The sequence below is a fragment of the Legionella beliardensis genome (assembly GCF_900452395.1).
In the GTDB taxonomy this organism is placed as follows: domain Bacteria; phylum Pseudomonadota; class Gammaproteobacteria; order Legionellales; family Legionellaceae; genus Legionella_C; species Legionella_C beliardensis.
Genome location: NZ_UGNV01000001.1, coordinates 2,530,756 through 2,554,784, shown reverse-complemented (window position 1 = coordinate 2,554,784; position 24,029 = coordinate 2,530,756). Strand labels below are relative to the sequence as shown.

The window sequence follows — 24,029 nt, the reverse complement described above, 5'->3', positions numbered from 1 at the left end:
ATATTTTTTTTTGGAATTAAATACTAGGTATGGTAAATAAATTAATTGCTAGCGCTGCTTAGGACTTTGCAGCATTGTTGCGTAGAAAATTAGGTATGTAGCCTGGGTAACGAAGTGAAACCCGGGTTCCGGCCCTTTGGGCCTGCACCCCATGGCCGTCAGGCTAAGCGGCCAAGAGTCAAGATCGATGCAGGCAGAGGTAAGTTTGGGCACTTTTTGGAAGCGCCGAAACCGTCCATGCGGCTCGATGTTGTGCGTCCATGCACAACCACGTTCCAAAAAGCGCCCAAACTTACCTCTGCTGTGAGGCCGTAAGTACTCTAAGCATATTATTTTCTACGGTTCTAAGAGAGCTATTTGCTTAGCCTGACGGCTATGGGCCTACTCCCAGGCTATGGTTACTTAGGCGAAGGTGACAAGTTAAGTGGAGATGACAAGTTAGTTTGATTTAAATTAGCTCTATTTAGTTTCAACTACACTTAATCCAAAAATTAACAAATGAGCGCGGGAAGGTCAGGTGCTTTAGGGCTTGCTTCTGTTAAATCAGTTAATTCCTGGATAACCTTATCCCATGATTTTGAGTCGGCCTCATTAAGAGAGGCAAGGATTTGATAAAATTTCTCTACTTCGGGTAATCTATGACGTATAGTATGGTGAAAAAAACTGGTGAAATTAGAATCAGACTTTTTCCATTTTGCTAAGGCTATCAATTGTGAAACAACTTCATCTTGAGTCTGCGTTTGATCAGTTACATCTTGATTAAAAATATTATTTATTTTTTGTAAACCATCGATATTTTCTTTGAAGTAAGCGGCGCAAAATGATTTTATTTTTGTAAAAAGAGCAGGCGCTTTTAGATCGCCCGGAAATATTTGTTGAATAATGGCGTTTTTATTTTCACCTAATATGCCTTCTAGGGCATATTTCTTTATAAGTGCTAAGGATGTTTTAGCTGTTTCTACTTGTTGGGGTACATTTTCTTTGAGTACTTCAGATTTCGACCAATTAGATAAAATTGAGACTAATTTAGTAAATGCCTTATCTCCCATTAAATTTAAAGCCTCTGGTTTGCATTCAGCGAATGTGGTAGAAGATAAGTTAGCATATGGAGATTCAACGTATTTAAAAACACGCGATTGAAAATGATTAAAAGCAGTACCTTCATAGCCTAAGCGCTTTAAATAATCACTAGGTGATTGCAGATTAGTTTGCTGCTTTAATTCACCCGTTTCATTATCCACTGTGCTGCGAGTAGCGAGCATGCAAGGTATGGCTGGTGAAAGATCATTCCAATTACCCCGTTGATTTGCTAAATCAGTCCCGGCAACTAAAATATATAAGGTCGGCTCGATGGTTGCACGCTGACATCGTTCAATCTCAGCGCACTGCAAATACTCTAACATTTCCCAATGCTCAATATAGCCTCGTTTTGGTAAACTATTAGGGAGTACAGTATGATTAAGCTCAAAAGCTGCGATATCTATTTCAACATCTATAGCTGCTTCGTCAGCATTATCTTGTATTGTGGCTTGAGCGAGGGCTAATCTTTCTTTCGCAGAAAAACGCAAGCGGTGATATGTTTTGCCATTTAATTCAATTCTAGGATATATTCTCTGTTGAATATAGGCGTCATTAATAGGTGAAATAATTAATCTAGGCACTTCAAAACCAAATTCGCTAGATAAGATTGAGCCGGCTTTTGTTAGTATTTTTAATTGCGCTACAGTTAAGGGATTCGCATTAGTAAATAATATAGGTATCACTTTAGGCATAATCGTTATCTCTTTTATAAATACTGGCCTTATTATAAAAGTCTAAATTGAAACAACAAGGTATTTTTACCCCCATTCATAATGATTTTATTTCAACTAAAATTATGTTAATTAAAAAGGTAATAAGTATTTTTCTATGAGTAAAATAATAACCATTGCGGCAAAAATGCTAGTTATGAAATAAACTTATTTATAAGTGTAAGTACTTTATGTTTTGAATAAATACTTAGAAAACAGGGGGTAATAATGCTTTCTTTTTCCGAGCAAGTGATTGTTCATAAATATATGCTAGAATTTTTTAAAATTAATTTAAATTTTAAAAATCATTTCAATAAGTCTTTTTTTTTTGATAAAAAACGATCGCTAAAAATGCTAGTTAATGGTTTTTTTGTTAGCCCTATGTACTTAAATATTTATCTTTTTTTATCGATAGTAAAAACTGGGAAAACACTATCAGCGCATTCACAAAAAAAATTAGAAGACTATATCTCATTAACGCGTGCTAATTTTAGCCCCTTAATTAAATCTTGGTGTGACTGGTGCTCGATTGTTAATGGTTACTGTACCTTTGCGATAGCAACTATAAATGAGCATGATGAGGACTATAATGAAAAATACTTAGATATTAAAACATTAAGAAAACTAAAATTTTTATTCGCCTGTACGAGTCATATTAAGATCATGTTAGAACGAGATAATTATTTTGCCGATAAAAAACCTAGCTCATCAAGGGCGTTATTTCCAGAAATTTATGATAAAGCGTCACCCCCTATAAAGTCATTTCTAGATAGCATTACCAAAAAATATAATCAATTCCAAATTGTTGAACAGCAGTGGTGCCCCTTTCAACATATGAAACGTATTGCATTATTAACATATGGTGATAGGGAAAGGTATGAGTCTTACCTAAATTGTAAAGACTATAAAGATGTTGTTAAAGCAGGTGAGCTTATATTTAATTTTAAGCACTTAAAATGTAATCAATGTGTTAATGTAATTAATACATTTCTGGAAAGCGAAGCAGGCTATTTAGACAATAAGTTACACTTAAGGACAGAAGATTTCTTAGATCTCATCTGTAAATTATCCAGATAAATGCAATTATACCAATTTACTCTGTCGCGCTTACCTAGCACTTTGCGTAGAAAGGCAAGCTAGAAGAAAACTCATGTTAAATAAATAGACTTCTTTTAAAAATTATTTAAAATTAATAGCTAACCAAGGTTTGGGTTTTATTCTTAAGGATATACAATGAAGTACGCCAGGAGGTATCGTTTAAGTTTTGCAATAGGTCTATCGATTTTTGGTGCAAGTTTTAATGGCTATGCAGAATTTCTCTATGAATTAAAAGGGCCTAAAGTTGATGTGACCAAAGAACCTGCCCCCACACCCTCTCCACCCCCACAAATCGTTTCACCTTTACAATATACTCGTTTAGGGACAGATTACTCAGGCTGGTTTGTCACTGCTGGAGGAGGTTATGCAGAGCCAAGGCTTACTCATGATATCGCCGTAGGTAATGGGTCTGATGATCTTTGGCCAATGAATGCTGATAAACTGACTACAAGAGAAGAGGGGATGGCGCTTATAACTGTGGCGGGTGGGTATAGTTGGTTTAGAAATCGTCTATGGTTTCCTAGTTGGTCATTAGGTTTACGTTATCAACATTTTTTTAGAGAAAATCTCGGCAATACGCTGACCCAATATTCACTTGGGGAGTTTAAAAATTATAGCTATAACTGGGAAATTAGTAGTGATGTAGGTTCTATATTTGCAAAGCTCAATTTAATGCAATATTACAGCTTTTCTCCTTATATAACTGCAGGTTTTGGTGGTGCTTGGAATCATAGTGATAGGTATCGTGAAGCAGCATTTCCTAATGTGCTGCCCCGAATAAACCCAGCATTTGGAGCAAACACTACAAATCATTTGGCCTATCATGCTGGCGCAGGAATTGACATTGCTTTAAATGCTCGGACTACACTTTCTTTCAGCTATGACTATCAAGATTTAGGCTCAGTCTCCTCAGATTATGGGAGATTAACTTGGGCAACACAAAAGTTAAACTTAAGTAATTTTAGGTTACATACGGCTATGGTTACACTTAGTTATTTATTTGGTATAAATCAAGTTGTTGTTATAACAAAATAGCTTTAATTTGACTATCGACAAATAATCTTGAGCAGCCTATAAGGAGCACTATATTTAAAACAGCTCACAAGGCTGCTTCTTCTAAATCCCACTGCACAGGCTCATGATTTGTTTTATTTAATAAACGTTGTGATAGTGACAGTACTAATATGCTTAAAGGCAAAATAACGATTAAATCAAACGGAAAGTGTAGTATTTCAAGGCCACCAAAAGAGCCTAAATAAGAAATCATCAATAATGAGATCATGTAAAATAAAAACCAAAATAAACGCCAATCACATTGAAAGAGGCTTTTGCGGCGATAAGCAAGACAAAGCACGAGACCAATAATTAATGCTAAATCAAGCTTCCATAAAATGGAGAATCCACACCAATACAACATCAAGTTACAAAAATAGAAGGCGACATGGCAACAGATTAGGGCACCTTTCAGGCGAAAAGGGCGTGGCGTTGCTGGCTGCAGCTCGCGCATCGCTAATAAACAGATAGGACCTATGCTGTAAGAAAGAATACTTGCTGAAGAAAGAAAAGCGACTAGTTTTTGCCAACCAGGAAAGGGAAGAAAAGACAATATCCCAACAAGAAAGTTAGCATAAAGCGTAATATAAGGTATTTTATGGCGGTTAACTTTTAAAAAAAGTTTAGGTAAATGATTATTAAGCGCCATGCCATATAAAATACGAGACGTTGCTGCCGTGTAGACAAGGGTTGTTCCAAATGGTGAGAAAGCCGCATCAAATAGTAACAGGCTTGCTACAATGGTAAGACCAAGAATCAGCGTTAATCCTACTAAAGGACCATTATCACCTGGGTAGTTTAAATTTTGCCAACCATGAGTTAAATATTTCGCGGGTACAGCGGCTAGAAAACTTAGTTGTAACATAAAATATAATAAGAAACCGATGAGGACTGCGCCTAAAATAGCAATAGGAATATTGCGCTGTGGATTCTTAACTTCACCTGCTAACACTAAACCATTTTGAAACCCTGTAAAAGCAAACGCGACACCCCCTGCAGACAGTGCCGTAAAAATAGCGACCCAATCTTCTTTATTGGATACATGAATGGATATATTGTTTAAATTAGGTGCATAATATAAAAAAGAAAAAATGGCAATACTAGGTAAAATAAATTTAATAATACTTGCATATTTATTACATTCAGCAAGCATTTTAATACCATAGGAATTTACAAAAACGACAAACAACATAATCGTAATGGCAGCGATATAACCTAGATTAGAAAGCTTAAGTGTTGCCGAATCATTGACCGTTAATAGAGGAAAGAAATGGCTCGAATACTGCAAAATAGCTTGTATCTCAATAGGGGTCATAACCACATAAGAAAGCCATGATGTCCAGGCAAAAAGAAATCCTACTTCTTGGCCATGCGTGTACGTTGGATAATTAGACATTCCGCCTGAAATCGGAAACATCGCGCCTAGCTCACATAAAGGTAGAGCAATAAAAAACATACAAATAGTAGCAATAATCCAACTAATTAACGAATTACTACCCGCCATCTGTGCACTAATGTAGGGACTAAATAACCAGCCTGAACCAATCATACCACCTGCAGATGCAATTAAAACATTGGTTGTGGAAATATCGCGTTTCAGCATGATTTCATCCTTTCTTTCTGTTCTGGAGCGCTTGCAAAAGTTATAGATATGACTTTAAGGTACCGTATCAGCGTTAAAGCGCCTACTAAATAATAGGGTTGTTTTAATTTCCCTACATTTATTAAATTGCACTACACAAAAATAAGGCAAATTTAGCACATTTACTTCTTGTGCATAGGAGAAAGGCTATACATATAAACTTACTCTTATTTTTCTACCAAGGGAAGCCCTAACTTTAGATGATTATTTTTAAGAATTAAATAAATAATTTTAAGCAATCTTATTATAACTGATATAAACTAAATTAATTAATTGATAAAAATATTGATTTGATGCCTTTATTAAAAAGCAGGGATGATAAGAATGCACAAAGGTTTAACACCTGTTACTATTTTTATCTTTAGTACTATTATACTTCTGCTGTCTTGTAATTCAGGGTCAACTGAGCCTAAAAAGAAACAAGACTTAGCCGTAGTAGAAGTTGCCTACCCTTTAAAGAAAAAATTAGTTGACTGGGATGAGTACACAGGACGTTTTCAAGCCATTGAAGAGGTTGAAATACGCTCGCGAGTAAGTGGCTACTTAATGGCTATAAAATTTAAAGATGGTCAATTTGTTAAAAAAGGCGATGTACTTTTTATTATTGATCCAAGGCCATTTGAGTATGCGTTAGCACGCGCACAAGCGCAATTTAATTTAGCAAAGAACCGCCATCAGCGCGTGGTTGAACTTCATAAAAAGAACTTTGTGGCAGCAGAAGTAGTCGATCAACGATTACAAGATTTAAAAGTAACCGAGGCGCAATTAAAAGATGCACAAGTTAACCTTGAATATACGGAGATACGCTCACCCATTAGTGGAAAAATAAGCCGTTATTTTGTGAGTGTAGGTAACTTAATTAGAATGAATGAGACTATTTTAACAAAAATAGTCTCCATTGACCCCATTCATTTTTATTTTGATATTAGCCAACTTGATTTACTGAAGTATACGCGTTTAAGGCAGCAACATAAGGGCTCTGATACTATTTTAGTTAAGCTGCCTGATGAAAAAGATTATCTTCATCGTGGCAGAGTCGATTTTCAAGATAACATCATTGACTCAGGTACGGGTACTATTCAATCTAGAGCGGTGGTTTCAAACCCTAATAAACTAATATACCCTGGTTTATTTGGCCGAGCGAGATTAGCGGCAAGTAGCGAGTATGAAGCACTACTTTTACCCGATCAGGTCATTAATACCGAGCAAACACGGCAATTTGTTTATGTGGTCAATCAAGCAAATCAGGTAGAGCGTGTCTATGTTGAATTAGGGCCTTTACAAGAAAATGGCTATTACATTATTCGTCGCGGTTTAAAAGGAAATGAACTGGTGGTCATTAATGGCATTCAAAGTATTCAATCGCCTAATCAGAAAGTGAAGCCCATTACTATCAAGTTAACTGGAGATAATCGTTAATTAAAAGGACCTTATGCGTATAGCTCATTTTTTTATTGATAGGCCAATATTTTCGACTGTCATTTCAATTATTATTGTTTTGATCGGTTTCTTATCTTATTTTAATTTACCTATTGAGCAATACCCACAGGTTGTTCCTCCAACGATTCAAGTCCAAGCGTCTTACCCAGGCGCTAATGCTACAACGGTAGCCGAAACAGTAGCCACGCCACTTGAGCAAGAAATAAATGGCGTTGAGGGCATGTTGTATATGGATTCGCAGTCAACGGATGATGGGCAACTACGAATAACCATTACGTTTGAATTAGGGACTAATTTAGATGACGCTCAGGTGCTGGTACAAAATCGAGTCTCTGTTGCCGAAGCAAGACTTCCAGAGGAAGTGCGTCGCATTGGTATTACAACAAATAAAAATTCTCCAGATTTAATGCTCGTTGTTAATTTATATTCACCTGATGGTAAGTATGATCAAACGTTTATTGGTAATTATGCTGTTTTAAATATTCGCGATAGGTTAAAGCGCATTGCAGGGGTTGGTGAAGTACGATTAGTTGGTGCAACGGAGTATGCAATGCGTATCTGGTTAAATCCAGACTTGATGAATTCTTTTAATATATCTGCTAATGATGTTTTAGCTGCAATTCGTGCCCAAAATCTTCAAGTTGCCAGTGGTACATTAAACATGCCGCCCCAAGATACCCAATATGGTTTTGAGTACAATATTCAAACAAGAGGCCGCCTAGTTAAAAAGGAAGATTTTGAAAATATTATTGTTAAGTCAACTGAGCAAGGAAGAATTGTCCGCTTAAAAGATATTAGTCGGGTAGAATTAGGCGCTCAAGATTATCGAACTATAGGTTATTTAGGGAAATACGCAGCAGTTGCCTTACCCGTTTTTCAAAGACCAGGTAGTAATGCCTTAGCGACAGCCCAAGAAATCATAGCGACCATGCAAGAGGTAGTTAAAGATTTTCCACCAGGCCTTGCTTATGACATTGCTTATAATCCAACATTATTTGTTGAGCAATCTATTAATGCTGTTTTTCATACCATTTATGAAGCAGTTGCCTTAGTCATCTTAGTGATTTTGCTTTTCCTGCAGAGTTGGCGTGCCGCGGTTATTCCTGTTGTTGCTATTCCTATCTCGTTAGTTGGAACTTTTGCAGTCATGAATCTTCTAGGGTTTTCTTTAAATTATTTAACCTTATTTGGATTAGTGTTAGCAATTGGTATTGTTGTTGATGATGCCATTGTTGTCATTGAAAACATGGAGCGTAATATAAGCGCAGGCATGAATGCTCATGATGCTGCTAAAAAAACGATGACTGAAGTTGGAGCAGCCCTTGTTGCTATTGGCCTTGTGTTAATCGCAGTTTTTATGCCTACCATCTTTTTAAAAGGTATCTCAGGACGATTCTACCAACAATTTGGTGCAACAATTGCTATCGCAACGGCGATTTCGGTTTTTGTTTCAATCACCTTAAGTCCTACACTGGGTGCATTATTATTTTCTAAACACCAAAATCATGAAGCGTCGCAACTAGTTTGGTGGCGGCGGCCAGTTCATCGATTTTTGTTAGGGTTTAACTCATTTATGGATCGTACCTCTAAGTACTATGGCCAATTAGTTGCGCGCTTAACTCGTCGTACATTTATCATGTTGATCATTTATGCAGTATTAATTGGCTTAACTTTTCTTTTATTCACTTATGTGCCTCGGGGCTTTATTCCGCGCCAAGATCAAGGTTATTTTATTGTCGCGGTACAACTACCGCCTGCTGCATCACTAGCTCGCACAGATGCTGTAATGAAAAAGGCAGTGGCTAAAATTTTAAAAATACCAGGCATTGCTAATACCGTTAGTTTTACTGGATTTTCTGGCGCTAACTTTACTTCTGCTTCTAATGCAGGCGCGATTTTCACGCCGCTTTTATCTTTTGAAGAGCGACATCAACGAGGTATAACTTACGATGCAATTCTTAATAATCTACGCAAAGAGCTAAGCTCGATTAAAGAAGCCTTTATTGTTGTTATCCCCCCGCCGCCTGTACGAGGAATTGGAAATGCTGGAGGATTTAAAATGATGGTGCAAGACAGAGATGGGCGGGGACTTGCAGCTTTAACCAAGGCAGCTAATGAGCTTATTAAAGAGGCAAATCAAACCGCACAAGTGACCTCCGTGTTTACTCTATTTAATAATACAACGCCTCGGCTTTTTTTAGATATTGATAGAGAAAAAGTATTACGTCTAAATGTCCCTTATAGCAATATTGTCGAGGCACTTGAGGTTTATCTTGGTTCGTTTTTTGTTAATGAGTTTAATTATTTAGGTCGTACATTTAGAGTCATTGCTCAAGCTGCCGCAGATTATCGCCATACTGTTGATGATATTTTGCGCATTAAAGTTAGAAACAATCGTGGTGGTATGGTATCTATTGGTTCTATTGCAACAGTAACCAATAATACCGGGCCTGCTAGAGTACCTCGATTTAATCTTTATCCTGCCATTGAAGTTCAAGGTGATGTTGGACCAGGCTACAGTACGGATGAGGCGTTAGCTACAATGGAAAATCTTGCTAAACGTATTCTTCCTGATGGTATTGGTTTTGAATGGACTGAAATTGCTTACCAACAAAAAATGGTAGGCAATACAGCAAGTATAGCGTTTGGATTAGGGGTTGTATTTGTATTCTTAGTATTGGCTGCTCAATTTGAAAGTTGGATGTTGCCTTTGGCTGTTATTTTAATTGTGCCTATGTGCCTTTTTTCAGCCATGCTTGGCATTAAACTATGGGGTATGGAAAATAATATTATGACCCAAATTAGTTTTTTAGTGTTAGTTGGCTTGGCTTCAAAAAATGCCATTTTAATTGTTGAATTTGCGAGACAGTTAGAAGATAGGGGTTTAAATCGCTTTAAAGCAGCCATTAGAGCTGCGAAACTTAGGCTTAGACCTATTTTAATGACTTCTTTAGCTTTTATTTTAGGTGTTTTTCCTTTAGTGATTGCCACCGGCGCTGGTGCTGAAATGCGCCGAGCCATTGGCGTTGCTGTGTTTAGTGGCATGATAGGTGTTACTTTTTTTGGTTTGGTTTTTACTCCTATCTTTTATGTATTAATCAGTCGCTTTAGCTTTAAGAGAGCTAAGCAGTGAACGAATGAAAAAACGTAATTTAACTTGCTCTAAGATTTTTATTTAAAAAAATCTGTCTATAACTTATCAAGAACGTCTACCGGTTGATAATTATTAATTTTAACTCTAAACCGATAATATAATAGTAGGCAGCTGCTGCCAGCACCCACAATCATTCCCCACCAAAGGCCAGGCCCGCCTAATTTAAAATGAGTTGCTAAAATATAGCCTAGTGGTAGAGCAATGACCCAAAAACTTAAGATAGAAACTAAAAGAGTAAAGCGTGTATCTCTTAATGTGCGCAAGGCACCAAAAAGCGCTATCCTAATGGCATCGAGTAGTTGAAAGATAGCAGCTAGAGCAAGAAATTGGGCAGCATAATGAATAATAACTTGGTTTTCTGCTGCATAAAGATCAAAATCAGCCGCAATAAGTAGGTTGGGAAATAGCCAATAAACCAAAGCAATGCTTAGCATAACAATCATAGAGATAAAGATTCCAATATAAGCAGCTTGTTCGGCCGCTTTAACATTCTTAGCGCCTAATAAGTGCCCCATGCGCACAGTGATCGCTTGTGCAATACAAAAGATAATAGACATCAAAGCGCCTAAATATTGTAAAGCAACCTGATTGGCAGCAAGCACATGACTACTAAATAAACCCATTATTAATGTCAGTACAAAGAAAAAACCCACCTCAACACAGTACATAAAGCCCATTGGTGCGCCAATTTTAATAAGCTCCACTAAATAAAAAGGCTTAGATAAGGTTAATAAATGCTTAAAATAAAATCGATTCTTACGGCTGGTCGCTAAATAAGCAATTATAATTAACACGGTTAACCAATTGCTAATGGTTAGACCCCAACCGGCCCCAGCAATGCTTAAAGCAGGTAAGCCAAATTTGCCAAAAATTAAGGCAAAACTAAAAAATATTGTTAGTGAAACAGAAATGATAGAAAATTTAAGTATAAGCTTTGCTTGACCTAAACCAGTAATCATTTCAAGTAAGCCGATGATGATAAAATTAGGTAAAATACCAAATGTCAGTGCGTGCAAATAAGAACTTGATAACTTGGCAATAGTAGGTTCTTGGCCCAACCATAAGAAGATATGGCCCATATTCCAAAATAAGAGAAAACTTGGGATAACTAAAATAAGTGCAAGCCAAAAACCATCTCGTACAACGTAGGTAATGCCCTCATAATCTTTAGCACCAAATTTGTGTGCAACAAGGACGTTAATGGAGCTTAAAAGGCCAACAACAATGACAACAAACGTACCAAATAACCAACTTACTAACGCACCAGCTGCTAATGTATCTGAGCCTAAACGGGCAAGAAATAATGTTTCAAAAAAGAAAACCCCTGATTGGATTAGACCGGTAGCGGCTAAAGGAATTGCTAATTTAAGTAAGGAATGAACATCCCTCCAAAATACACTCATTTACTATACTCTTTATCAGATTGCTTAATAATATGTTTCAACTGATTGGCAGGGGCTTGTTTGTTGATTATGATTCTTAACTTAGGCTTCTGGCAAGGCAATCTAATCATTAATATCCAAATTAAAGAGCAAAGATAAAAAAGTTGACCACTTTATTTTAATCGCGTAAAGAGTAAATTCTATTTTTATAATAAATCAGTGTAAGTGATAGCAGTATGATTAATAAAAATTTACTGAAAAATAACTTAAAAATTATACAAATTAGTGATATGCATTTGTTTGCTGAAGATGAGTCAAGAATATTTGCAATAGATAGCAATGTTCACTTCAGCCAAGTCATAGAGCATATAAAATCACATGAGCTTAAGGACGCAGATGCGATTATATTAACCGGTGATTTATCACAAGATGAAACAGCTGCTTCTTATAATCGCATTGTAGGCGCATTTAACGGGTTTAACCTACCAATCTATTGGATTGCCGGTAATCACGATAATGTGCAAATCATGCAAGATTGTTTTAAAGATGCCACTTTTTTTCAAAATACACCACTACTTGCTTGTAACTATTGGCATTTTATCTTTATAAATACCAAAATACCGGGTTCAGGTAGCGGTTATATTAATGAAAAAGAATTAAAATTTATTGCAGAAGAAATAAATAAATTAAAGAAAACAAATAAAAAAATAGCCCTGATTATGCATCACCATCCTATGACTATAAATACACCATTAATGGATCAATATGGTTTAGAAAATCGTGATGCATTATGGGAAAAAATAGCAGACTCACCCGTTCAATTAATTATTTGTGGGCATGTTCATGGCCATTATCGTTTTAAGCATAGAAATATTAACATTGAGTGTTCGCCAGCTACCTGCTTTCAAATCCCAAAAGGGGCTAATGATTTACAAATAGAGCAGGCAATTGGTTATAAGATTCATTACTTTAAGGCGAACACGTATCAATCTGTGCCAATAATTTGGAAGATAGCCTAGGCAAATGTAATTTTTCAGTGTTTTTTTTTTGCTTCATCATCTTGCCAATCTAATTCACCTTGATTTATTGTTGTCCTCTAAGTGCTTTATGAGGATTAGTTGATTATTTAAATGGCTTAAAAGGATGTTTATTACTTTAACAAAAGCATTCTAGGTCATTTTCATAATGAAATTTGGATTAAATAATAAATTGAAGGATTTTTTGTATGCGTCTTGTTTGTTTAGTTTTACACCTTGATCACTTTAACAAAGACAAAGGGGGACGGTGTCCTTTAGATAATTTTATCCGGGATATAAACCCAATTATACTTTCTACTTGTATGCGTCATATTTATGTTTTTGATGAAAATCAGGTAAATAACTATCCTGAAACATTAGAAAAATTAATTACTTACTTAAACACCCCAAGGCAGCATCACTCGCCCATTAAATATAACTATTTAAATAATGGCGTAGATGCTTACTCCTTCTTGCTACTTTGGTCAATTGGTGCATTAAATAAAGATAAACTATTACAAGATGACCGAGTATTGAATGCTATTCGAAAAACTTACCAGCAATATGAGCAAGCTAAAGAGGGCAAGAAACAGAGTGCTTTTAATAAAAATAAAGAGTTTTTAAATTGCTTTCTATTAGATGCTAAGCGCATGCATAAGGCACTTATTGACTTTATTAGTGTAGATGCTTTAAAGGAAAAAACACCTACAGAAAAAGAGGAGATAGTTGCACAATTTAAAGAAGCTTGTCATAAATGTGCTGAAGCAAGAGATAGTGGTCTTTTAGATCATTTAATCAAGTTTAACTATACTAATTTTCTTTTAGATTCAGACAGTTTAAAAGAGATGATTTTAGATAACCTGCATGCAGCAGAAGAAAGTTTACAGCATAAGTTGGAAGAAAAAAATAAATCGCCTAGCAGATTGATAACTTTCTTTGCTAATGAAGAGTTAAGGGAAGAACAAGAAGATTTACCAAGAAAAGATGAAGAATCAAGGCAGCAAATTGCGCTTAGAATTGCTGATTTAAATACATTAATAACCAGCCTTGAAATGGGAGCTTCAGCTAGAGCTAAACTTATAATGTAGGTTAAGTTTAGAAAAAGCGCTTATAAGTCTATATCAATGCCTGTGCATAGATAAAATGACTTAAGCTTTATGTAGTGTGCAAAAATTAGATGATTTATGCTTAAGAAGTAGAGCAGGATTAGGAACGGGGTATTGTCATACCTGCAGGCAGGGATCCATCCAAAACCAAGTACAAAAGCATGATGATGTTACGGTTATCCCCCGCAGGCGGGGATCCACTTAGCTAAGAAACGATGGTAGTCAATTCTTTATTGTCATCCCCGCGCAGGCGGGGATCCATCCTAAAATTAAGCAAGTTGCCAAGATAAGGGATGGATTCCCGCCTGCGCGGGAATGACAACCACCATGTTGCGCCATGATAATAAACGGGAATGAAAACTACCATATTGCGCAATGAGAATAAACGGTAGCTCATATAACTCATTTGTCAAAAAATCGCTTAAGTTATTTTTTGTCTTTTAGAAAAAAGAATATAATTTAAGCACTTAGAATAAAAAATAAATTCTTTATCCTGTAAATTAAAAAAAATTATTGTCTTAAAATTTGTAAAAGTGCTATAATTTTAGACACAAATAACAATGTTTGGACTTTAATTATGCATGACATTATTGTCATCGGTGCTGGGATAGCAGGTACACTCACCGCATTAGAGCTGGCTAATAAAGGATATAAAGTAGCTTTAATAGAAGCAGGCTCTCAAGTTTTACCACCTACAAGCTCAACACAAAATGAATGTAACAAATTACATACGGGCATGCATTATCTGGGTGATATTAAAACAGCAGAGCACTGTTTAACAAGAGCCATTGAATTTGCCAAGAAATACCCTGAGTTTCTGGCGGGTAAAGATAATTTATCTAGTCCTTGTCGCCGTGGCCGTCACTACGTCATTGGAGAATCATTAGTTTCTCCAGAAGAAGCTGAACAGATTACGCATCGTTTACGTGCCCTTTATCAGGAAAGGATAGATGCCGATCCAACCAATGAGGTGTTTGGTAAAGTCGAACATTTTATACAAAAGCTTAAGCCAGAAGAATATAATTTTATCTCAAATACTATCCCTATAAGTACTCCAGATGGTGAAAAAGTAACGTCAGTTGCTGTGGCTTATGAAACAGGGGAGTCGCAAGTCGATATCATTGCATTGCAGAAGCATCTACAAGCTGAAGTTGATAGTCATGCCAATATTGAGTTTATACCAAATTCTCGCGTTACTGATTTAGGATTAATGACTGAACAATTTGGTTATTATGTGGTAGCATCGCAGGCAGATGGCTATGAAATAAGGCAAGAAGCTAGGGGAATTGTGAATTGTGCCTGGCAAAATATAGAACTTCTAGATAAAAAATTAGAACCGCAGACTGCTGGGGTTAATGTCAGTGCTGGCCCTATTGAGACAGCTGCTAGCTCAAATTCTGTGAATCGTGTCAAAGTTAGCTTATTAGTGAAACTCCCTCAGGAACTAACTAACCTTAACACCTGTATTTTTTCCTCTGGTCCTTTTTTCTCTATTACTAATTTAGGAGATGGAACAGCAATTTTAACTAGTGAGCGGTTTACCAATGTTGGCTATTATCCAGTTGGCAAAGAGATGCCAGAAGCCTTGCAAGAGAAGCTCGCTAAGCTTAAGCCCGACACAGAAGAGGGCAAGACGTTTGCTAAAAATATTATTGACGATTGTGCTGCCTGTTTTGCAGGCGACTATAAGGAGCTTTTTAAACAGGCAGAGTTGCTGGAATTTCATGTCGGTTTTGTTAAGCAACTTGACATGCAAGAAGCTTACACACAAACTTCAATTTATCAAAAAGGCAGTGCGGTTCATGCACGTCAATTAGATGGCGTAATTTCTAAACCTAATGCCTTTGGTTATATCTCTAATTCAGGCATGAAAATGACTTATGCAGTTAATAATGCTGAACAAGTTAGTCAACGTATGGATAGGGATTTTAGATGTATTATGATGTATGAGGATTTAGTTCAGTTAGTTAAAAATCAATTTTCTGAAAATTTTAATCAGAAATACGAAGAAAAAATAGACACATTGTTGTATGGTAAGTATCGTGAGCGTATCAGTGGTATGATTAATCAACATCAAGCGTTAATGTCGGCCGAACAAAGTCCCTCTCGCCCTATAGGTACTTTAAGCGATGAATTTAAGGGCGAAATTGGCCAAATTGCTAAAGCAATACATGAAGAAATAAAATTCAAACATGAGTTTATAAACCCTAGCCAGTTAGGTGTTTTTAATCCGAATAAAGTAATTAATCCTAACAGATTATGTCATAAATTGGATAAATCGATTTCGTCAAATGAAGAAAAGCCAAGGAATCCTTAAGGAAGAAAAATCGGATTTATGGATAAATACATACTATTAAATCTTATTAATCACTTACCACATGCTATCTTCTGGAAAGATTGTAATTTAATATTTCGTGGTTGTAATAAAATTTTTGCTGAAAAGCTAGGTTTTTCTGAGCCTAAAGACATCATTGGAAAAACAGATTTTGATGTTTTGCCTGAAGAGGCTGCAGTGAAATATCGCAGTGACGATAGATTCGTAATTGAATCGGGTAAAGCGAAATTAGATTACGAAGAAACGTTTATCCAACCTAATGGCGCTAAGCGCACAGTATTAGTCAGTAAAGTCCCTTTTTATGATAATAAAAACCAGATTGTTGGTATTTTAGGCATATACAATGATATTACGCAGCGTAAAAAACAAGAAGAGCTGCTTAAAGAAGCGAAAAAAACCTCTGAAGCTGCCATACGCGCTAAAGATGAGTTTATTCGCAATATGAGCCATGATATTCGTACCCCTTTAAGTGGCATTATTGGGATGTCTAATCTTTTAGAGCAAGAAGCCCATACACAAGAACAAAAAGAATATGCTCATATGGTTAATTTCAGTTCAGAGCAGCTATTAGTATTATTAAATAGTGTTTTAGATATCGTGGCTACTGAAAGTGAAAGTGAAAATCATATTAAAATTTCCACATTTAATATTTATGAATTAATCCAGCATATCTATAAATTAGAATTACCCGCTATAAAGGTTAAAGGTTTAAATTTAAAGATAACTATAGATAAGGGTGTACCTAAATTTATTCAAACCGATCAAATTAAGCTTCATCGAATTTTATTAAACTTAATAGGTAATGCGGTTAAGTTTACCAATGAAGGTTCAATAGAAATTATAGTTTGCTTAAAAAAGCAAATAGAAAATATAAGTAAACTGACTTTTAAAATACGCGATACGGGAATTGGCATTAAGCCAGAAGATAAGCAGAAAATATTCACGCGCTTTTACCGAGCTAATCCCTCAGCGCAAGGCCTTTACTCTGGCTATGGGATTGGATTACATATTGTTAAAAAATACACTAAGCTGTTGAAAGGACGTATTGCAGTAGAAAGTCAGGTAGGACAAGGAACGACTGTTTCCATTACAATTCCTGTGCTAACAACAGAGTTAGATAAAATAGCTGAAACTAAAGCCATTTCAGAAAAAAAACTTGAAAATCATTTAATGAATATAACCTTTAATAATTTAAAACCATCAATTCTTATTGTTGAAGATAATGCTATTGCTTTGAAAGCCGCTGAAACGATTCTCAAGCAAGCGAATTGTCTTTTTTACTCAGCCCGTAATGGCGCCAGGGCAATCGAACTTTTTAGAGAAAAGACGTTTGATCTACTATTATTAGATGTTGGTTTGCCAGATATTTATGGCAATGAATTAACAAAAATCTTTAGAGGCATTGAAAAAGAAGAAAATAGAGTGCCAACACCTATCGTGGGTTTAACTGCTTATTCTCCAGCTAATACCGAAGCCATGTTATTAAAAGCAGGCATGAATAAAGTAATAACAAAGCCTTTTCGATTGGTTGCTTTAAATGAATTGTTAGCAACGTTTGTAGAACCTAAGCTAACTCAAGCAAACAAAGCCCCTGAGGAGCAAATGAGTTTACTTGGTAAAGTAGACCAATACTGCTTAATTGACATCGAGCAGGGTGTTAACACAATAGGGTCAATTGAAGCCTTGCCTGATTTATTGCAAATGTTAATTGACGAAACACCTATTCATGTAAGTGAGTTAGAAGAAGCTTGGAATACGCAAAATTTATCGCAAGTAAATAAACTTATTCATAAAATGAAAAGTAGCGCGTTATGCTGTGGTGCTACTCAAATGCAGCATGCCTGTCAATTATTAGAGCAGCATTTGAATCATTTAACTGAGGAAGAAAGGGATAAAGCGTATCAGCAATTTATTGTGATTGTTAAACGTACCATTATTGAGATTAAAAGTTGGTTAGCTAAAAATAGTTCTACTTCGCAATCTTTAAATTAATAAAATTAAGGTATTTATCCATGCCACATCTAATATTAGAGTGCAGTGACAATATTGACATTAAGGCTGCAGTAATGCCATTCTTTGCGCAGGCACATTCCTTATTAGAAAGATTGCTACCCACTCAGTTGTCTAGCTGCAAAAGTCGGTTTATTTGTCATAACATGTTTTATTTAGGCTCAGGTCAAGTAAATAATGCTTTTGTGCACTTAACTTTAAAAATATTAGCTGGCCGTTCTGATGCAACAAAAGAATACGTAGGGCGAGAATTATTGAGTTTAATGAAAAAGCTTTTTCAGCAAGATAATAGAGCATTAAATTTGGAATTTTCGATAGAAATTATCGAGACAAGTTCACCTTATTTTAAAGGCTGAGGCATTTTAAAAATGACTAAACGTATCATCATTGGTATCTCAGGCGCTTCCGGCATTATTTATGGAATACGTCTTTTAGAATTTTTAGCAAAGACCAATTATGAAACACATTTAATTATCTCTAAAGCTGCGCAACAAGCACGGGGTTATGAAGTGTCCCTTTCAGCGCAAGCGTTACTTCAATTAGCACATAAATATTATCATGTTGAAGATATTGCTGCGGCGATTGCCAGTGGTTCGTTTAAAACCATAGGGATGATTATTGCCCCTTGTTCTATGCAAACCTTAGCAAGTATTGCCTGCGGAATGACCTCCAATTTATTAACACGGGCTGCTGATGTTGTCTTGAAAGAGCGCCGTAAATTAGTGCTAATGGTTAGAGAATCGCCCTTGCATCTAGGTCATCTTGAAAATATGCACAAAGTCACCCAAATGGGAGCGATTATCGCACCGCCCATTCCAGCTTTTTATAATCAGCCAAAAACGCTAGATGACATAATTAATCATAGTGTAGGGCGTGTGCTTGATTTATTTGACATTGATATCGGAATTGTTAAACGGTGGAAAGAATAACCTCACATATTTAACGTTTGATTAGATAAGGTATAATCTTTATCTTTTGAATCTGTTATTTTTTCTGCTGGCTCCTCTGCTCTTTCTGCTGGTGTTGATTTGAAAAATCCTAAATCACCCGATGACGTGTGATCAAGCGTTTGCTCTCTCGGTGATTGTTGCTTTAATTGGGTTGCCTGATTTAAAAATTTTTCACTCGGAAGAAACTTTTTCATGGTTTCTTCATAAATAAAGACCTTGCCGGTTTCAAACTCATAGTACCAACCCTGTATAGTAATTTCTTGCCGTTGCAGTTTCTCAGAAATGATAGAGTAGGTTTTTAAATTTTCAATTTGGGTTAGAATATTACATTCAATCACTGATCTTAATGTTGTAGCCGCATCAGTTTCAAGAGCATCCCTACCTGCTACTTGTAAGGCTTGTTGCGCATGCTCGAGCCAACTTGCTACAGAAGGTCGTTTTTGCTCAAGGTTAGACGCTAATAAGCCTTTCATTGCCCCACATTGAGAATGGCCACAAATAATTATTTCTTTTACTTGCAATTCTTCTACCGCATATTCAATGGTTGCGGCTTCACCACAAGGTATGGGATAGGGCGGGATAATATTGCCTATATTGCGGTGAATAAATAAGTCACCGGGTTTTGTTTTAGTCAATTTAGCCGGATCAATACGAGAATCACAGCAGGTGATAAAAAGAACTTCAGGGCTTTGCCCTTGGGCTAACAGTTTAAAAAGCTCTTCAAATTTCTTATATCCCTTATTTTTAAATACTTCCAGACCGTCTATTAATTTTGATCTCATAACTTCTCCCTGAAAACTTCAGCGCTTCTAAGGTAATTTGAGATAAACCCTCGATAGGCCTTCATTAAATATTTCTACATAGTAAAAGTGTTTTGCAATGTTGTAAAGGATGAGTTCGTTTACTTAATCTTGGTTAAATGAAGGGAGCTCGTGCTGCAGATTAACAAAGTCCAATTAAAATAAGCTAAAACGCTTGACTATTCTTATTTAGAAATTTCTTAACGTATGGTATCAATAGAAAATAAGAAATTGATTGAAATTAACTAGCCATTTATGAGCGCAACAATAAGGGCTTTTTTTGCCATTACTTTATCACCTGCCACTCAAGCATGGATTGCGGGTGTAATAAAACAATTAGATCAAGTCATTCCTGAACAAATGATACACTGGACTAAGCTTGAAAAATTACATGTAACGTTACAATTTCTGCAATCAATTAAGTGCACTGACATACCTAGGTTAATTGAGCAAGTGGAATTAAAATTAATAGATACTGACACTTTTAATCTTGAACTTACCGAGCTAGAACTATTTCCCAAACCTGAGCACCCGCGACTGATTGCTCTAAAAGCTGAGCCAGCCGATAAGCTTGCACCTTTAGCTTATTGTCTAGGGCACGCAATCAATGCGATAGATTATCAGATTGAAAAACGCGCCTTTCGCGGCCATGTTACATTAGGCCGCTTCCATAAATACCAGCCACCAGCCAAATTATTCGAGCAAATTTGTCTACCGCAATTGCCGGTACAGTCAGTCGAATATATTAGCTTACTGCAAAGTAATCTTAATCGGCATTCATCAACGTATCTGTTGCTTAAGCAATTTCCATTAAGAAAAGCCTGTTTATTTCCCTAAAATTAATTTCATTGAAATTGCACCAAACGCGCTTCGATTAATGAGCCTAATACTCTATCACTGTCTAAGTTTAATTTTATGAGTTTCATGTCTCCGTTAGGTTGTTCTTGCTTAATGAAGTAGTCAGACTTTTCTATAAATAGACGATTTACGAGAACCTTGCCATTTTTCGGGGAATATACAATCACGAATTCTCTGTCTTTTAATTCTTTTTGACTATCAAAAATTAAAATCGAGTTGTCAGGAAATAAAGAAACGTTACCATTTTGTACAATTAACGCAAATGAATTTTTCCCTAATTCTTTAGTAAATATAATTTCCCCAAATTGTCCTACCTCTTGTCGATTGTTTGGCCAATTCTCTATCATATCCCAGCTAATCACAGGAATGGTGGTAATGCTAAAACTCTGTTTCACTTCTTCAGGAATAGAGTCATATAAAGATGCCTGCCCTATGAGTTGTGCGATTGAAATATTAAAGTAATTAGCTAAGCTTTCTAAAACTTTTCTGCGCGGCCTTTTCGTCGTTCCATTTAATAAATGGTGTAACGTCGGTTGAGGGATATTCGTTTGCCTTGCTAGCTCACTTAAGGATAACTCATGGTGTATCTTTAAGAGCTTGCTTAAATTATCACTAATGGGTGAATTGCTCATAAAACTCCAAATTATGAATAAATTATTCGTAACTTCTTGACTAAACAGTATAAATAAGGTTTAATGAATAAAAGTGAATAAATTAACATGAATTAAATTAAAAAATGAATAAATTATATTAACATGACGTGGCGATGAAATTAAAGAAGAATATTTATAAAACCTGAGCGTTATAAAAATGTTCTTCTTCAATTTAATGGAATACATAGCAACCAACCTCATTTAATTAGGAGAAAATATGGACAATAAAAAAGAGCGAGCCCTTGCCTATCAATTAGCTAAGGAAATAAATCATGAACAGCTAAAAGACGTATCTGGCGGTGGGGGAAATGGCTTGAAAGTGACAACGAGTACAACGTTTAGGCCAACAGGTAGTACTGGCGCATGGGATAGTTTTGTAGATATTTCTATGGATTGGTAACAAGTTAATAAGTTGAAAAATTAGTTTAAACCTTAATGACTATTATCTTTTTATACTTCTACACTTAAGTTTTAGCTTAATAAAGGTAAAAAAATTAGCAAATTTAAGATGAGAATTGTGCCAACTATTAACCCTAAAAGGTGTAGAAGTAATTTTATAAGGATAGGACTGGACGTTGACAATGAAGTACTTAATTCCAACTGAACCTGATGACATGCATGCTGCTTTAGTAAAAATTGCCTTAGAGGAAATGGGCCATCATGTACGGCTATTATTTACAGCAGATCAGCCAACTAAGCAAAAAAACTCTGTTTTTATTGATAATGATTTCTATCAATGGAAAAGCGCAGATAAATACGAGTCTCATACAGAGCATGATTATGATGTCGTTTGGTGGCGTCGAGCACGCAAGCCCTTTTTACCAAAACAGGGTATTCATCCAAACGATTTTTCCTTTATTAATAGAGAAAACAACATATTTTTTGAAGGCCTTACGCACAGTGTTGCGCCAAACGCTTGGTGGGTAAACTCTAAAGAAGCGTCAGTAAGAGCCAATTGGAAATTACTGCAATTAAAATTAGCCATTCAATGTGGATTTACCATTCCCAAGACATTATTTTCAAATGATCCTAAAGAAATACGTTCTTTTATAGCAAATCATAAAGACACTGGCGTGGTTTATAAGCCGTTATGTTCCAATTTTTGGTTTGAAGAAAATCATGTGAAAATAGCGTATACAACTAAAATTGATTTTTTAGAACTTCCTTCTAATCAGGTTTTACAGCTTACGCCAGGTATTTTTCAAACAGAAATCCGCAAAGAATATGAATTACGAATCACGTGCTTTGGCAACTATATTGTTGCTGCAAAATTAAATTCTCAATGTCATAGCGAGGGCAGAGTAGATTGGCGAGCAATTATAAAGAATAAAATGACCATTGAGCCATATCGTTTGCCACCTATTATTGAACAGCGTTTAAAACGATTTATGCGCAAATTAGGCATCGTTTTTGGTTCATTTGATTTTATTGTAACGCCTGAGGGTGATTATATTTTCCTTGAAGTGAATGAGCAGGGCCAATTTTTATGGATAGAAGAGTATGAGCCTAAATTTAAAATGCTCGATATTTTTATTAACTTCCTAAGTAATCGCACAGTTAACTTTCAATGGAACGAAAAAAATATCATTCACTCCATTGATAAATATCGTAAAGAGATGAATGACTTAATTAACAAGAATTTACTCTATCATGTGGACTTAAATAGTGTAAATCATTCTAGTAGGAGAGAGGCATGTTAAAAAAATTTTTATGCGTTTCCGCGTTAGTTGTATCTGGCACTGTAAGCGCGGCTAACATTGTTGATTTGTACGGCGATAATCCTAATAATGCTGATCGTGTATTAAGAAAATACTCACATGAAGTTAATCAATTAATGACTAGTTTAACTAAAACTCTTCTAACTAAAGATTTAAAAAAAGATGAGCAAGATTTTTTAAAATTAGCGATACGAAAAAAGAATTTAACTGAAAAAATAAAACAAAATGAAGGCTATGCATTTGTTGATTTGCAGACAATTTATTACCCAGATGACAAAAACAGTTATACAACAATTGAAGTCGTTCGACATGATGAAAAAGAAAGGCTACATTACGTGCAGCCTAAGGTTAATATTAAATTAAATCAACGTGATAAACATGATTTGATAGCTAAACGAATTGAGTTTGATAATATAGAAATGCGTTTAATAAACGAAAATAAGCTTAATCCTGCTGATCCATGCCCTGTTTATCATTGTGTTTCTGGTTTTACACATGCGCAATTAAAACCTTATTTAGCTATATTTAATAGAGGCGCTACAACGCAGAAAAATTTTATTATCAAAACACTAAAAGAAGATCCAAACCCTGAAAGGCGCGCAGCTGCAGCTTTTCTAGTAGGACATTTTAAGGATCCTAAGGAAATTATATCTACCTTAATGCCAAGTGTAGAAGATAGAAGTGAAGGTGTGCGCAATAATGTCATGCGCGTTATAGCTTATACGATGCAAAAAGCGCATATATCCGATATCAATATAGATACGATATTACCCTTAATCAATTCACCTTACACTACAGATAGAAATAAAGCGTTGTCTATCTTATCTTCTGCAGTTAAATCAACCGATGGCAAGAAAATTATACTTGCAAAAGGCAAAAAAAGATTAGTCGAGATATTGCGTTTAAAGCAGCCAAATAATCATGAATTTGCTTACATAATACTTAAAGAAATCAGTGGGAAAAATTACAGTGATACCGATATTGATGCTTGGCAAAAATGGTCGCTAGCATAAACTAATTAAGT

General features: G+C 35.7%; 20 protein-coding genes. 14 read left to right on the top strand and 6 right to left on the bottom strand.

All coding sequences use genetic code 11. From position 1 onward, the window contains the following. Window positions 1-491: 491 nt before the first annotated feature. Window positions 492-1,772: a hypothetical protein gene (locus DYE47_RS11230; RefSeq protein ID WP_115303372.1), complete on the bottom strand. Its 1,281-nt coding sequence runs from the start codon at window positions 1,770-1,772 to the stop codon at window positions 492-494. 246 nt (window positions 1,773-2,018) lie between these two features. Here DYE47_RS11230 and DYE47_RS11225 point away from each other — a divergent pair, with 246 nt between their 5' ends. Together DYE47_RS11225 and DYE47_RS11220 are read left to right on the top strand one after the other, a co-directional pair. Then, window positions 2,019-2,867, top strand: a complete 849-nt coding sequence (locus DYE47_RS11225; RefSeq protein ID WP_115303371.1) for a hypothetical protein — start codon at window positions 2,019-2,021, stop codon at window positions 2,865-2,867. 156 nt (window positions 2,868-3,023) lie between these two features. Continuing rightward, entirely contained in the window at window positions 3,024-3,923 is a 900-nt protein-coding gene (locus DYE47_RS11220) for an outer membrane protein (RefSeq protein WP_115303370.1), read from the top strand. A gap of 64 nt (window positions 3,924-3,987) precedes the next feature. Here the strand turns inward: DYE47_RS11220 and DYE47_RS11215 are convergent, their stop codons facing one another. Next, window positions 3,988-5,544 (bottom strand): APC family permease, encoded by a 1,557-nt coding sequence (locus tag DYE47_RS11215; RefSeq protein ID WP_115303369.1) that lies wholly within the window; start codon window positions 5,542-5,544, stop codon window positions 3,988-3,990. Between the two features lie 363 nt (window positions 5,545-5,907). Between DYE47_RS11215 and DYE47_RS11210 the strand changes: the two genes are divergently transcribed. Both DYE47_RS11210 and DYE47_RS11205 read left to right on the top strand, forming a co-directional pair. Further along, window positions 5,908-7,002 (top strand): efflux RND transporter periplasmic adaptor subunit, encoded by a 1,095-nt coding sequence (locus tag DYE47_RS11210; protein WP_115303368.1) that lies wholly within the window; start codon window positions 5,908-5,910, stop codon window positions 7,000-7,002. A 13-nt stretch (window positions 7,003-7,015) separates the two neighbouring features. Beyond that, complete coding sequence (locus tag DYE47_RS11205) at window positions 7,016-10,156, top strand: efflux RND transporter permease subunit (protein WP_115303367.1); 3,141 nt, start codon at window positions 7,016-7,018, stop codon at window positions 10,154-10,156. A 56-nt stretch (window positions 10,157-10,212) separates the two neighbouring features. Here DYE47_RS11205 and DYE47_RS11200 read toward each other — a convergent pair whose 3' ends face one another. Then, window positions 10,213-11,580, bottom strand: coding sequence for an MATE family efflux transporter (locus DYE47_RS11200; protein ID WP_115303366.1), 1,368 nt, complete (start codon window positions 11,578-11,580; stop codon window positions 10,213-10,215). A gap of 215 nt (window positions 11,581-11,795) precedes the next feature. Here DYE47_RS11200 and DYE47_RS11195 point away from each other — a divergent pair, with 215 nt between their 5' ends. Both DYE47_RS11195 and DYE47_RS11190 read left to right on the top strand, forming a co-directional pair. Further along, window positions 11,796-12,578: a metallophosphoesterase gene (locus DYE47_RS11195; RefSeq protein WP_115303365.1), complete on the top strand. Its 783-nt coding sequence runs from the start codon at window positions 11,796-11,798 to the stop codon at window positions 12,576-12,578. Window positions 12,579-12,784: 206 nt separating this feature from the next. Beyond that, a complete protein-coding gene (locus DYE47_RS11190; RefSeq protein ID WP_115303364.1) occupies window positions 12,785-13,663 on the top strand; it encodes a hypothetical protein in 879 nt (292 codons plus the stop codon). A gap of 287 nt (window positions 13,664-13,950) precedes the next feature. Here DYE47_RS11190 and DYE47_RS16070 read toward each other — a convergent pair whose 3' ends face one another. After that, window positions 13,951-14,094 carry a hypothetical protein gene (locus DYE47_RS16070; protein WP_160149891.1) on the bottom strand — a complete coding sequence of 48 codons (144 nt, stop codon included), beginning with the start codon at window positions 14,092-14,094 and terminating at the stop codon, window positions 13,951-13,953. A gap of 164 nt (window positions 14,095-14,258) precedes the next feature. On the opposite strand from DYE47_RS16070, the gene DYE47_RS11185 reads away from it, so the two are divergent. The 4 genes from DYE47_RS11185 to DYE47_RS11170 are packed head-to-tail and all read left to right on the top strand — an operon-like array spanning window position 14,259 to window position 18,955. Then, window positions 14,259-15,998, top strand: coding sequence for an FAD-dependent oxidoreductase (locus tag DYE47_RS11185; RefSeq protein WP_115303363.1), 1,740 nt, complete (start codon window positions 14,259-14,261; stop codon window positions 15,996-15,998). An 18-nt stretch (window positions 15,999-16,016) separates the two neighbouring features. After that, window positions 16,017-18,008: an ATP-binding protein gene (locus tag DYE47_RS11180; RefSeq protein ID WP_115303362.1), complete on the top strand. Its 1,992-nt coding sequence runs from the start codon at window positions 16,017-16,019 to the stop codon at window positions 18,006-18,008. Window positions 18,009-18,028: 20 nt separating this feature from the next. Continuing rightward, window positions 18,029-18,382, top strand: coding sequence for a 5-carboxymethyl-2-hydroxymuconate Delta-isomerase (locus DYE47_RS11175; protein WP_115303361.1), 354 nt, complete (start codon window positions 18,029-18,031; stop codon window positions 18,380-18,382). 12 nt (window positions 18,383-18,394) lie between these two features. Continuing rightward, window positions 18,395-18,955 carry a UbiX family flavin prenyltransferase gene (locus DYE47_RS11170; RefSeq protein ID WP_115303360.1) on the top strand — a complete coding sequence of 187 codons (561 nt, stop codon included), beginning with the start codon at window positions 18,395-18,397 and terminating at the stop codon, window positions 18,953-18,955. Between the two features lie 2 nt (window positions 18,956-18,957). Here the strand turns inward: DYE47_RS11170 and DYE47_RS11165 are convergent, their stop codons facing one another. Continuing rightward, window positions 18,958-19,758: a carbonic anhydrase gene (locus DYE47_RS11165; RefSeq protein ID WP_115303359.1), complete on the bottom strand. Its 801-nt coding sequence runs from the start codon at window positions 19,756-19,758 to the stop codon at window positions 18,958-18,960. Window positions 19,759-20,031: 273 nt separating this feature from the next. Between DYE47_RS11165 and thpR the strand changes: the two genes are divergently transcribed. Next, a complete protein-coding gene (gene thpR, locus DYE47_RS11160; RefSeq protein ID WP_115303358.1) occupies window positions 20,032-20,613 on the top strand; it encodes an RNA 2',3'-cyclic phosphodiesterase in 582 nt (193 codons plus the stop codon). Between the two features lie 8 nt (window positions 20,614-20,621). Here the strand turns inward: thpR and DYE47_RS11155 are convergent, their stop codons facing one another. Beyond that, window positions 20,622-21,266, bottom strand: coding sequence for a helix-turn-helix domain-containing protein (locus DYE47_RS11155; protein WP_115303357.1), 645 nt, complete (start codon window positions 21,264-21,266; stop codon window positions 20,622-20,624). Between the two features lie 238 nt (window positions 21,267-21,504). On the opposite strand from DYE47_RS11155, the gene DYE47_RS11150 reads away from it, so the two are divergent. The 3 genes from DYE47_RS11150 to DYE47_RS11140 all read left to right on the top strand — a co-directional run bounded on the left by DYE47_RS11150 (window position 21,505) and on the right by DYE47_RS11140 (window position 24,018). Then, window positions 21,505-21,687, top strand: coding sequence for a hypothetical protein (locus tag DYE47_RS11150; protein WP_115303356.1), 183 nt, complete (start codon window positions 21,505-21,507; stop codon window positions 21,685-21,687). A gap of 181 nt (window positions 21,688-21,868) precedes the next feature. Continuing rightward, window positions 21,869-22,987 (top strand): MvdC/MvdD family ATP grasp protein, encoded by a 1,119-nt coding sequence (locus DYE47_RS11145; RefSeq protein ID WP_115303355.1) that lies wholly within the window; start codon window positions 21,869-21,871, stop codon window positions 22,985-22,987. Continuing rightward, on the top strand, window positions 22,981-24,018 hold the full coding sequence (locus DYE47_RS11140) for a HEAT repeat domain-containing protein (protein WP_115303354.1): 1,038 nt from the start codon (window positions 22,981-22,983) through the stop codon (window positions 24,016-24,018). Before DYE47_RS11145 ends, DYE47_RS11140 begins: the two co-directional genes overlap by 7 nt. Window positions 24,019-24,029 lie beyond the last annotated feature (11 nt).